This is a genomic window from Achromobacter sp. Marseille-Q4962, assembly GCF_943737005.1.
GTDB lineage: Bacteria > Pseudomonadota > Gammaproteobacteria > Burkholderiales > Burkholderiaceae_B > Achromobacter.
In genome coordinates this window covers 108,500-121,001 of sequence record NZ_CALSFU010000009.1, presented here as the reverse complement: position 1 = coordinate 121,001, position 12,502 = coordinate 108,500, and the positions used below count along the sequence as shown (strand labels likewise).

Below are 12,502 nucleotides of genomic sequence, written 5' to 3'. Positions count from 1 at the left end.
GCGGCGCGCAAAGGCCGCGCCGCGGCAGCCTACAGGTCCACCGCCAGGCGGCGCTCGGACTCCAGGTATTCGCGCGACTGCATCTCCAGAATCCGGGAGACGGTGCGGTGGAATTCGTTGGCCAGCACGCCTTCGGTATAGATTTCCTCGGGTTCGCATTCCGCCGACATGATGAGCTTGACGCGATGGTCGTAGAACACGTCGATGAGCCAGGTAAAGCGGCGCGCCTCGGAGGCCTGGCGCGGTCCCATGCGCGGCACGCCGGAAAGGATGACGGCGTGGAAGCGATTGGCCAGCTCCAGATAGTCGTTCTGCGAGCGCGGCCCGCCGCAAAGCGTGGCGAAATCGAACCAGACCACCGTGCCCGCCAGCGCCAGGGCGCGGATCTCGCGGTGCTCGATGTGCAGCACCGGATCCTGCGGCGGCGTGTCGGCCAGGTGCTCGAAGGCTTCGCGCAGCGCCTGGTCGGCCTTGGCGTCCAGCGGCGTGTGGTAGCACTGCACCTGCTCCAGCGAACGGCGGCGGTAGTCGATGCCGGCGTCCACGTTCAGCACGTCCATGCGCGACTGGATCAGCTCGATGGCCGGCAGGATGCGGTCGCGGTGCAGGCCGTCGGGATACAGCGTGGAGGGCTCGTAGTTCGAGGTCATGATGAACGACGTGCCGTATTCGAAGAGCTTGAGGAGCAGCCGGTACAGGATCATGGCGTCGGCCACGTCCGATACGTGGAATTCGTCGAAGCAGATCAGCCGGTAGCGCTTGGCGAGGCGGCGCGCGACCTCGTCCAGCGGATCCTGCATGCCTTTCACTTCTTCGAGTTCGCGGTGCACGCCGCGCATGAACTCGTGGAAGTGCAGCCGCGTCTTTCGCACCACGGGCACGGTGGCGTAGAACGCGTCCATCAGGAAGCTCTTGCCGCGCCCCACCCCGCCCCAGAGGTACACGCCGCGCGGCACATCGGGCCGGTTGAGCAGTTTCTTGAGGGCGTTCGAACGCATGGACTTGAACCTGACCCAGTCGTCGTAATAGCGCTGCAGCCGGTCGATGGCCCGCAGTTGCGCCTCGTCGGGCTTGTAGCCGCGCTCGGCCAGGGCATGTTCGTAGTATTCGCGGACGTTCATGGAGATGAGGGAGCAGGCAGGATGAAAAAAGGGCGGATTCGCGAACCCGCCCTTGCTGCGATGGCCGGGGCGCCCGGGCGCCCCGTCGTGCATCAGAAGTTCAACGCACGCTTGTCCACGGCCAGCGCGGCTTCCTTCACGGCTTCCGACAGCGTCGGGTGCGCGTGGCAGATGCGGGCGATGTCTTCGGCGGCGCCGCGGAATTCCATGATGGTCACGGCTTCCGAGATCAGTTCCGAGGCCATCGGGCCCACGATGTGCACGCCCAGGACTTCGTCGGTCTTGGCGTCCGCGATCACCTTGGCGAAGCCGGTGGTGTCGCCCAGCGCGCGGGCGCGGCCGTTGGCCAGGAAGGGGAACGAACCGGCCTTGTACTCGCGCCCTTCCTTCTTGAGCTGCTGCTCGGTCTTGCCGACCCAGGCGATCTCGGGCGAGGTGTAGATGACCCACGGCACGGTGTCGAAGTTGACGTGGCCGTGCTGGCCGGCGATGCGCTCGGCAACCGCCACGCCCTCTTCCTCGGCCTTGTGCGCCAGCATGGGGCCGCGCACCACATCGCCCACCGCCCACACGTTGGGCAGGTTGGTCTTGCAGTCGGCGTCCACGGCGATGAAGCCGCGCTCGTCGAGCTTCAGGCCCACGGCCTCGGCGTTCAGGCCGCCGGTGTAGGGCACGCGGCCGATGGAGACGATGAGCTTGTCCACCACCAGCTTCTGCTCGGCGCCCTTGGCATCGGTGTAGGGAATGGTCACGGACTTGGCCGTGGCCTTGACCTCGCCGATCTTCACGCCCATCTGGATGTCCAGGCCCTGCTTGGCGAAGGCCTTGAGCGCTTCCTTGGCGACCTGCTGGTCGGCGGCGGCCAGGAATTCCGGCATGGCTTCCAGGATGGTGACTTCCGCCCCCAGGCGGCGCCACACGCTGCCCATTTCGAGGCCGATCACGCCCGCGCCGATCACGCCCAGCTTCTTGGGCACGGCGCTCATGTTGAGCGCGCCGTCGTTGGACAGCACGACCTTCTCGTCGAACGGCAGGCCCGGCAGCTCGCGCGCCGACGAGCCGGTGGCGACGATGACGTGCTTGGCCACCAGGTCCTCCTCGGCGGTGCCGGTGACCTTGATGCCCCAGCCGCCTTCGACCTGGCCGCTGAACGCGCCCTTGCCATGGAAGAAGGTGACCTTGTTCTTCTTGAACAGGTACAGGATGCCGTCGTTGTTCTGCTTGACCACGGTGTTCTTGCGGCCGATCAGCGTGTCGAGTTTCAGGCCCAGGCCCTTGACCTCGATGCCGTGCTCGGCGAAGTGATGGCCGGCCTGTTCGTAGTGCTCGGACGATTGCAGCAGCGCCTTGGACGGGATGCAGCCGACGTTGGTGCACGTGCCGCCGGGGGCCGGGCCGCCCTGGCCGTTCTGCCAGGCGTCGATGCACGCCACGGACATGCCGAGCTGCGCCGCGCGGATCGCGGCGATGTAGCCTCCGGGGCCGGCGCCGATCACGACGACGTCAAATTGTTTGGACATAGCGTTCTCGCAAAGAATGAATGGGATGGCGGGTCCGGGGCGGGCCGGCGCAGGGCCGGCCCGGGCGCCGCGGGGCGGGATGCCCGCCGCGGCGCCCGGACCAGGACGGACGGATTACAGGTCCAGCAGCAGGCGCTGCGGATCTTCCAGGGCGTCCTTCATGGCGACCAGGCCCAGCACGGCTTCGCGGCCGTCGATGATGCGGTGGTCGTAGGAGAGGGCCAGGTAGTTCATCGGGCGGATGACGATCTGGCCGTTTTCGACGACGGGGCGCTCCTTGGTGGCGTGCACGCCCAGGATGGCCGATTGCGGCGGGTTGATGATCGGGGTGGACAGCATGGAGCCGAACACGCCGCCGTTGGAGATGGAGAACGTGCCGCCGGTCATTTCCTCGATGCCCAGCTTGCCGTCGGCCGCGCGGCGGCCGAAGTCGGCGATGGCCTTCTCGATATCGGCGATGGAGAGCTGGTCGGCGTTGCGCAAGATGGGCACCACCAGGCCGCGCGGACTGCCCACGGCGATGCCGATGTCGAAGTAGCCGTGGTAGATGATGTCTTTGCCGTCGATCGAGGCGTTGATCAGCGGGAACTTCTTGAGGGCGGCCACGGCGGCCTTCACGAAGAACGACATGAAGCCCAGCTTGATGCCGTGCTCTTTCTCGAACTTCTCTTTGTACTTGTTGCGCAGGTCGATGACCGCCTGCATGTTCACTTCGTTGAACGTGGTGAGGATCGCGTTTTCCTGTTGCGACTGCAGCAGGCGCTCGGCGATGCGGGCGCGCAGGCGGCTCATGGGCACGCGCTGCTCGGGGCGGCCGTCTAGCGACAGGGTGGTGGGCGCGGGCGCGGCGGCGGCCGGCTTGGCGGCGGCCTTGGGCGCTTCGGCGGCCAGGGCGTCGCCCTTGGTCACGCGGCCGTCGCGGCCGGTGCCGGTCACGGAAGCGGCATCGACGCCCTTCTCGGCCAGGATCTTGGCGGCGGCGGGCGAAGCCACGCCGGCGGCCGACTTGGAAGCCGGAGCGGCGGCGGGGGCGGCGGCCTGCTCGGCGGCCTTGGGCGCGGCGGCAGGCGCGGTGGCGGGAGCGGCGGCGGCCTTGGCGTCGGTATCGATGCGGGCCAGGACTTCGCCGGAGGTCACGGTGCTGCCGTCGCCCTTGACGATTTCAGCCAGCACGCCCGAAGCCGGGGCCGGCACTTCGAGCACGACTTTGTCGGTTTCGACTTCGATGAGGATTTCGTCCGCTTCAACCGCGGCGCCCGGCTGCTTCTTCCAGGTGAGCAGCGTGGCTTCGGAGACGGACTCGGACAGTTGGGGGACGACGACGTCGGTAATAGCCATTTTGTGTATTCCGTAGAGTTTGTATTCTGGTAACGGGCCGCGGCAAGGTCGAAACGGGCGTTCCGGTCGCTTGCCGCGGACGTCGCATGCGGCGTGTGATGCTTACTTCGTCAGCATGGTCTTGAACTTGGGCGCGAAAGCCGCCTCGATCAGGGCTTTCTGCTGCTCCTGGTGCTTGGCGAGGTAGCCCACGGCCGGCGAGGCCGACGCCGGGCGGCCGGCGTAGCCGAGCTTCTGGCCTTCGACCATGTTCTCGTACACATGGTGCTGCACGTAGAACCACGGGCCCTGGTTCTGGGGCTCGTCCTGGACCCAGATGACCTCGGTGGCCTTCGGGTACTTGCGCATCTCGGCTTCGAACGCCTTGTGAGCGAACGGATAAAGCTGCTCGACGCGCATGATGGCGACGTTGTCGGCGCCGCGCTCGCGGCGGGCGTGGACCAGGTCGTAGTAGACCTTGCCCGAGCAGACCAGCACGCGCTTGACCTTGCCGGCGTCGATGGACTCGTCCAGCTCGCCGATCACCGGGCGGAAGCTGCCGCCGGCCAGTTCGGTGAGCGGCGAGCCCGCGTCCTTGTTGCGCAGCAACGACTTGGGCGTGAACAGCACCAGCGGCTTGCGGAACGGGCGGATCATCTGGCGGCGCAGCACGTGGAAGATCTGCGAAGCCGTGGTCGGCTGGATGACCTGCATGTTGTTGTCGGCGCAAAGCTGCAGGAATCGCTCGATGCGGCCCGACGAGTGCTCGGGCCCCTGGCCTTCGTAGCCGTGCGGCAGCATCAGGGTCAGGCCCGACTGGCGGCCCCACTTGGCTTCGCCCGAGCTGATGAACTGGTCGATCACGACCTGGGCGCCGTTGACGAAGTCGCCGAACTGGCCTTCCCAGATGGTCAGCGTGTTGGGCTCGGCGCTGGAATAGCCGTATTCGAAGCCCAGCACCGCCTCTTCGGACAGCACGGAGTCGATGACGGTGAAGGGCGCCTGGCCTTCCGAGACGTTCTGCAGGGGGATGTAGGTGCCGTCGTCCCAGCGCTCGCGGTTCTGGTCGTGCAGCACGGCGTGGCGGTGCGTGAACGTGCCGCGGCCGGAGTCCTGGCCGGTGATGCGCACGGCGTAGCCCGAGGCCACCAGGGTGGCGAAGGCCAGGTGCTCGCCCATGCCCCAGTCGAGGTTCAGCTCGCCCTTGGCCATGGCGCGGCGGTCGTTCAGCAGCTTGGCCACCAGCGGGTGCACGGTGAAGCCGTCGGGAACCGTGGTGATGCGCTCGCCGATGCGCTTGAGCTCGGCCAGCGGCACAGCGGTGTCGGCCTGGTCGGTCCACTTGGCGCCCAGGAACGGCGACCAGTCGATGGCGTACTTGCTCTTGTAGTCGGTCAGCACCGGCTCGATGGTGCGCTGGCCGTCTTCCATGAGCTGGCGGTAGTCCTTGACGAGCTGGTCGGCTTCGCCCTCGGCCAGCACGCCCTGCGTGGTGAGCTTGTCGGCGTACAGCTTGCGGGTACCGGGATGATGGCCGATGCGCTTGTACATCAGCGGCTGCGTGAGCGAGGGGGTGTCCTGCTCGTTGTGGCCCAGCTTGCGGAAGCAGACGATGTCCACCACCACGTCGTGGCGGAACTGCAGGCGGTAGTCCAGGGCCAGCTTGGTCACGAAGACCACGGCTTCGGGATCGTCGCCGTTCACGTGGAAGACGGGCGCCTCGATCATCTTGACCACGTCGGTGCAATACAGCGTGGAACGCGAATCGCGCGGATCGGACGTGGTGAAGCCGATCTGGTTGTTGATGACGATGTGCAGCGTGCCGCCCGTGCCGTAGCCGCGGGTCTGCGCGAGGTTCAGCGTTTCCATGACCACGCCCTGGCCGGCGAAGGCCGCGTCGCCGTGCACCAGCACGGGCAGGACCTGCTTGCCTTCGGTGTCGCCGCGGCGTTCCTGGCGCGCGCGCGCGCTGCCCTCGACCACAGGATTCACGATTTCGAGGTGGGAGGGGTTGAACGCCAGCGACAGGTGGACCGGGCCGCCGCGCGTGGAAAGGTCGCTGGAAAAGCCGTTGTGGTACTTCACGTCGCCGTCGGTCAGACCTTCGGCGTGCTTGCCCTCGAACTCGGCGAAGAGGTCGCCGGGCATCTTGCCCATGATGTTCACGAGCAGGTTGAGGCGGCCGCGGTGGGCCATGCCCACGACGATTTCCTGCACGCCGTTCTCGCCGGCGTGGTTAACCACTTCGTCCATCGAGGCGATGAAGCTTTCGCCGCCTTCCAGCGAGAAGCGCTTCTGGCCCACGTACTTGGTGTGCAGGAAGCGCTCGAGACCTTCGGCTTCGGTCAGCTGCTGGAGGATGTGGCGCTTTTCTTCGGCCGTGTAGTTCGGCGCGCCCAGGGTGGACTCCAGGCGTTCCTGGATCCAGCGCTTGGCGGCGGGGTCGGAGATGTGCGTGAATTCGGCGCCGATGGAGCGGCAGTACGTGTCGCGCAACGCCTTCAGGATGTCGCGCAGCGTCATGGTGCTGGCGGTCGTGAAGTACGTATTGGTGGCGGAATAGGTCTGGTCGAGGTCTGCTTCGGTCAGGCCGTAGAAGGCCGGGTCGAGTTCGGGGATGGGCGGACGTTCCTGGCGCTTGAGCGGATCGAGGTCGGCCCAGCGCGAGCCCAGCGAGCGGTAGGCGGCGATCAGCGACTGCACCGACACCTGCTTGCTCGCCACGGTGAGATCCGGCTCGGCGACGCGCTGCACGAAGGCGTTGGCGCGGGCGCGTTGCGCAAAGGATTCGACGATGGGAGCGTGGGCCTGATCGCGGGTGGATTCCTGGCCGTCGGTGGCGGGGGCGTGCTGGAGCTGATCGAAATATTCGCGCCAGTTGTCGGGCACCGAACCCGGGTTGTCGAGGTAGGCTTCGTAAAGCTCTTCGACGTAGGGGGCATTACCCCCAAACAAGTAAGACGTGGATAGGGACTCTATTTCCGAAGACATATCGCTTCACCTTTACGAGTGCTTCACTCGACACGATGCAGGAGAAAACCTTCCGCGACACGGGCTTCCCGGTTAGCGGATAGCAGGGGCAGAAGGCGCGTACGAGCCTTGAAAGCCGTATGGGCGAAAGTATAACCCTTTGAGTTTACGGGTGTCTTTTCGGCATTGCGTGCCGCAAAAGCCGATTTGGAATGGAGTCATGCAAGCCTGGAATGTCCTGGCAACGCCGGGCATTGCGCCGGTTACTCGCCCGCAATGTCAGGCATTTCGAGATGCGGCGGCGCACCATATTTTGCACGGCGGGCGTCGGCCTGTTGCATGCAAGCCTCGTCCGGATGTCCGATATTCGCCGAGACCGCCTGGCGGCAGCGCGCGGGCACGCAAGCGGATCACATTCCGCACGCGGCCTGGGCGCCGGCCGGTGCACTGGAAATTTGTATACATCTTTTGTACTCTATGAGACTTCCCGCCCCCCGTTTCCATCCGAGCGCTCCATGACCCCCGCCACTCTCGCCGATCTCAACCGCGCGCCGCACGACGAAGCCCTCCGCCTGCTCGACGGCCTGTACGACCACGCGCCCTGGATCGCCCGGGCCGCGCTCGCCGCCCGCCCCTTCCGCTCCCTGGCCGAGCTGCAGCAGCGTCTGCGGCAGGCGGTGGACGAAGCCGGCGCCGAAGCGCAGACGGCGATGCTGCGCAGCCAGGCGCGCGCCCCCGGCGCGCCCGCCTGGCTGGCCGATGAATACGAGGCGCGGTTCGGCTACCCCTGCGTGCTCGCCGAAGCCGGCCCGCGCGGCGCGCCGCTGGACGCGGCGCAGGCCGAGGACATGCTCAGGCGCCGCCTGGATCATCCCGCCGACCTGGAACGCGGCGAAGCGCTGCGGGCGCTGCACCGCAGCGCCGAGCTGCGCCTTGCCCGCCGCTTCGGCGCCGACACCGCCATGGGCGACCGGATCTGGGACTGGCAGGAGGAACTGAGCGCCCACAGCGACCCGGGATACGCCGAAAGAGGCCAGCTCACGGTCACCTACCTCACCGAGGCCCACCGGGCCTGCGCGCAGCGCATCTCGCAATGGATGGGCGAATGCGGCTTCGACGAAGTCGGCACCGACGCGGTGGGCAACGTGGTGGGCATCTACCGCGCCGCCGATCCCCAGGCCCCCACCCTGATGACAGGTAGCCACTACGACACGGTGCGCAACGCCGGCAAGTACGACGGCCGGCTCGGCATCTTCACCCCCATGGCCTGCGTGCGCGAACTGCGCCGCCAGGGCCGCCGCTTGCCGTTCCACCTCGAAGTGATCGGATTCGCCGAAGAGGAAGGCCAGCGCTTCCCGGCCACCTTCCTCGGCTCCGGCGCGCTGGTCGGCGGCTTCCAGCCCGCCTGGCTGGACCAGCGTGACGCCGACGGCGTCACGCTGCGCCAGGCCATGGCGCGGGCCGGCCTGCGCGCCGAAGACATCGCCCGGCTCAAGCGCGATCCCGCCCGCTACCTGGGGTTCGTGGAAGTGCACATCGAACAGGGGCCGGTGCTGTACGAACTGGGCCTGCCGCTGGGCGTGGTCACGTCCATCAACGGTTGCCTGCGCCATCGCGTGCGGATACTCGGCATGGCCGGCCACGCGGGCACCACGCCCATGGACCGGCGGCGGGACGCGGCCGCCGCCGCGGCCGAGCTCATCCTGTATGTGGAGCGACGCGCCGCGGCCGACGCCGGGTCGGTGGGCACGGTGGGCATGCTGGATGTCCCGGGCGGCTCGATCAACGTCATCCCGGGCGAATGCCGTCTGAGCCTGGACCTGCGCGCGCCCAGCGACCCGCAGCGCGACGCCCTCGCGCGCGACGTGCTGGCCGAGCTGGACGCCATCTGCGCGCGGCGCGGCCTGCGCCGCGAACTGGAAGAAACCATGCGCGCCAGCGCGGCGCCGAGCCATCCGCAATGGCAGGCCCGCTGGGAAGCCGCCGTCGACGCGCTGGGCGTGCCCGTGCACCGCATGCCCAGCGGCGCCGGCCACGACGCCATGAAGCTGCACGAGATCATGCCGCAAGCCATGCTGTTCGTGCGCGGACAGAACGGCGGCATCAGCCACAACCCGCTGGAATCCACCACCAGCCACGACATGCAGCTGGCCGCCGAAGCCATGCTGCGACTGCTGGACGACCTGGCCGGCGGATCGGAGCAAGGCTGAACCATGACCGACTACGCCAAGCTCGACGCCTGGATCGACGCCCACTTCGACGAGCAGGTCGCCTTTCTGCAGGCGCTCGTGCGCATACCCACCGACACGCCGCCGGGCGACAACGCGCCCCACGCCGCCCGCACCGCCGAACTGCTGCGAGGCTGGGGCCTGGAAGCGGAATCGCATGCCGTGCCCGCCGACGCCGTGCACGGCTACGGCATGCGGTCCATTACCAACCTCATCGTGCGCCGGCCCTACGGCGCGGGCGGTCCCTGCGTGGCGCTCAATGCCCACGGCGACGTGGTGCCGCCCGGCGAGGGCTGGACACGCGACCCGTATGGCGGCGAGATCGACGACGGCTGCCTGTACGGCCGCGCCGCCGCCGTCAGCAAGAGCGATTTCGCCACCTACACCTTCGCGGTGCGCGCGCTGGAAGCGCAGGCCCGGCCTCGCCGCGGCGCGGTCGAGCTGCATTTCACCTACGACGAGGAATTCGGCGGGCTGCTGGGGCCGGGCTGGCTGCTCGAGCAGAAGCTCACCCGCCCCGACCTGCTGATCGCCGCCGGCTTCGGCTATGAGGTCATCACCGCGCACAACGGCTGCCTGCAGATCGAAGTCACGGTGCACGGCAAGATGGCCCATGCCGCCATTCCCGCCAGCGGCGTGGACGCGCTGCGCGGCGCGGTGGCCATTCTCGATGCGCTGTATGCGCTGAACGCGGGCTACCCGTCGATACGCTCCGGCGTGCCGGGCATCGGCCACCCCTACCTGAACGTGGGCCGCATCGAAGGCGGCACCAACACCAACGTGGTGCCGGGCAAGGTGGTGTTCAAGCTCGACCGCCGCATGATTCCGGAAGAAGATCCGGCCGAGGTGGAAACCGGCATCCTGCGCGTCATCCGGCAGGCCGCCGGCGCCCTGCCGGGCATACGCGTCGAAACCCGGCGCCTGCTGCTCGCCCGGGCCATGCGCCCCCTGCCCGGCAGCGAGCCCTTGGTGCGGGCCATCCAGCGGCATGGCGCGGCGGTCTTCGGCGCGGCGGTCCCGGCCATGGGCACGCCGCTCTATACCGACGCGCGGCTCTACGCCGAGGCCGGCATTCCCTGCGTGCTGTACGGCGCCGGTCCGCGCACGGTGCTGGAATCGCACGCCAAGCGCAGCGACGAGCGCCTGGTGCTGGAAGACCTGCGCCGCGCCACCAAGGTGGTGGCGCGCACGCTGGCCGACCTGCTGGCCTGAGCGGGCTCAGGCCAGGCGCATCACGCGGCGCCAGAACAGCACCGCCACCAGCACGAAAACGGCCAGGCCCAGGTACGAGGCGGTCTGCTCGAACCCCTCGCCCGCCACGGCCAGCGGGGCATTGCTGCCGGTCGCCCCGATCACGGCCGCCATCAGCACGCCGACCAGGCTCTCGCCCACGATCAAGCCCGAGGCGATGAGCACGCCGCGGCGGTTGGCGGCGTCGGCATGGCGCGCGTAGGGCTGGCCCGCGGCCTGCGCGCGGCGGCGCAGCGCGCGCTCCAGCAGCCAGGCCAGCACCGCGCCGACCACGATGGGCGCGGCCACGGTCGGCGGCAGGTAGATGCCGATGCCCACGGCCAGCACGGGAATCCGCGCCACCTTGAAGACGCGCTTCATGATCTCGTCGGCCACGATGAGCGCCACGCCCGCCGCCATGCCGACGAGAATCATGGTCCAGTTCAGCTGGTGCGTGAAAATGCCGCGCGCGATCGCCAGCATCAGCGTCGCCTGCGGCGCCGACAGGGCCTGGGCCGGGTCCATGCCCTGGCGCGGCATGGCGTCGGCAAAACCGTAGGCGTTGTAGAGCAGGTCCAGCACGGGCGAGATCACCGCCGCGCCCACCACGCAGCCGATCAGCAGCGCCACCTGCTGCCGCCACGGCGTGGCGCCCACCAGCCAGCCGGTCTTGAGGTCCTGCAGGTTGTCGTTGGAAATCGAGGCCACCGCCACCACCGCCGAGGTGCTGAAGATCGCCAGCGCGATCGCGATGCGCGTGCCGTGCTCCACGTCCAGCAGTTCGCGCCCCAGCACCAGCATCAGCAGCGACACCAGCACGATGGCGACAATGCCCACGCCGGAGATGGGGCTGGTCGAGGAGCCCACCAGGCCCGCCATGTAGCCGCAGGCCGCCGCCACCAGGAAGCCGAACACGAAGGCAAACAGCACCGCGTAGGCCACCAGCTTCCAGATGGAGGCGGCCGGCAGCGGCGCGGCCCCGGCGACGAACACGTAGAAGGTCGCGACCAGGATCGCCACCAGCGCCAGCGTCACGGCCGAAATCCACAACGCGGGCATGTCGCGCTCGGTGCGCGGCGTGCCGCCCTCGCGCGGGCCGCTGGGCTTGCCGATGGCGGAAAACGAAGCCTTGAGCCCGCGCACCATGGGCATGAACAGCGTGGCCAGCGTCCAGATGGCGCCCACGCCGATGACGCCCGCGCCGATGAACCGCACCTGCGAGGACCAGATGCCGGTGGCGTACTGCGCCGCGGTCTGCCCGGCCGGGATGACGCCCTGCGCGGTCAGCACCGGCACCGCGACGCCCCAGGCGATCACCAGCCCCGTGAACATCGCCAGCCCGGCCACGATGCCGATCAGGTATCCCGCGCCCAGCAGGGCCAGCGAAAATCCCATCGGCAGCCGGAACACGGCCCCGCCCAGTTCGAACCAGCGGCTCACGCCGTCGCCCAGCACCCGCAGGCCGCCAGCGGCGAAGCTCACCAGCGCGGCGGCCGCGCCGCCGGTGACGATGTCGGCCATGCCGGTGGCGGCCTGCGTCTGGGCGCCGCCTTGCGGTGCGCCGCCCGCCTCGGCCTGCGCGTCCAGCGCGCGCTCGGCGCTGCCCACGCGCAGGATCTCGGCGGCCGCCACGCCCTCGGGGTAGGGCAGGTCGCTCTGCACCACCATGACATGGCGCAGCGGAATGGTGAACATCACGCCCAGCATGCCCCCGGCCGCGCAGATGCCCAGCGTCTGCCAGAACGGAAAGCCCTGCCAGTGCCCCATCATGACCAGGGCGGGCAGGATGAAGATAATGGAGGACAGCGTCCCGGCCGCCGAGGCCTGGGTCTGCACCATGTTGTTCTCCAGGATGTTGGCGTCCTTGAAGAGGCGCAGCACCGACATGGAGATCACGGCCGCCGGAATGGCCGAGGAAAAGGTCATCCCCACCTTGAGGCCGAGGAAGACGTTGGATGCGGTGAAGATCACCGTGATGAGGGCGCCCAGCAGCACGCCGCGGAATGTCAGCTCCGGCAGCGTCACCCGCGCCGGCACACTGAGGGGTAGGGTCATTGCATATCTCCGTAGCCCGCGGCCGGCCGACGTGCGCAGGGCCTGCCGCGCTTATGCGTCC

At 68.5% G+C, this 12,502-nt stretch carries 7 protein-coding genes; 2 read left to right on the top strand and 5 right to left on the bottom strand.

The features are described from left to right. Window positions 1-29 precede the first annotated feature (29 nt). The 4 genes from zapE to NGJ44_RS09915 form a co-directional block, all read right to left on the bottom strand. Window positions 30-1,121, bottom strand: a complete 1,092-nt coding sequence (gene zapE, locus NGJ44_RS09930) for a cell division protein ZapE (RefSeq protein ID WP_053246299.1) — start codon at window positions 1,119-1,121, stop codon at window positions 30-32. Between the two features lie 92 nt (window positions 1,122-1,213). Continuing rightward, window positions 1,214-2,641 carry a dihydrolipoyl dehydrogenase gene (gene lpdA / locus NGJ44_RS09925; protein WP_053246298.1) on the bottom strand — a complete coding sequence of 476 codons (1,428 nt, stop codon included), beginning with the start codon at window positions 2,639-2,641 and terminating at the stop codon, window positions 1,214-1,216. A 114-nt stretch (window positions 2,642-2,755) separates the two neighbouring features. After that, entirely contained in the window at window positions 2,756-3,979 is a 1,224-nt protein-coding gene (gene odhB / locus NGJ44_RS09920) for a 2-oxoglutarate dehydrogenase complex dihydrolipoyllysine-residue succinyltransferase (protein WP_251863816.1), read from the bottom strand. Between the two features lie 102 nt (window positions 3,980-4,081). Beyond that, a complete protein-coding gene (locus tag NGJ44_RS09915) occupies window positions 4,082-6,949 on the bottom strand; it encodes a 2-oxoglutarate dehydrogenase E1 component (protein ID WP_053245778.1) in 2,868 nt (955 codons plus the stop codon). Between the two features lie 494 nt (window positions 6,950-7,443). Here NGJ44_RS09915 and NGJ44_RS09910 point away from each other — a divergent pair, with 494 nt between their 5' ends. Both NGJ44_RS09910 and NGJ44_RS09905 read left to right on the top strand, forming a co-directional pair. Next, on the top strand, window positions 7,444-9,138 hold the full coding sequence (locus NGJ44_RS09910) for a hydantoinase/carbamoylase family amidase (protein WP_251863815.1): 1,695 nt from the start codon (window positions 7,444-7,446) through the stop codon (window positions 9,136-9,138). A 3-nt stretch (window positions 9,139-9,141) separates the two neighbouring features. Next, on the top strand, window positions 9,142-10,368 hold the full coding sequence (locus NGJ44_RS09905) for a M20/M25/M40 family metallo-hydrolase (RefSeq protein WP_251863814.1): 1,227 nt from the start codon (window positions 9,142-9,144) through the stop codon (window positions 10,366-10,368). Window positions 10,369-10,374: 6 nt separating this feature from the next. Here NGJ44_RS09905 and NGJ44_RS09900 read toward each other — a convergent pair whose 3' ends face one another. After that, window positions 10,375-12,441 (bottom strand): OPT family oligopeptide transporter, encoded by a 2,067-nt coding sequence (locus NGJ44_RS09900; protein ID WP_053245776.1) that lies wholly within the window; start codon window positions 12,439-12,441, stop codon window positions 10,375-10,377. Between the last annotated feature and the right edge of the window lie 61 nt (window positions 12,442-12,502).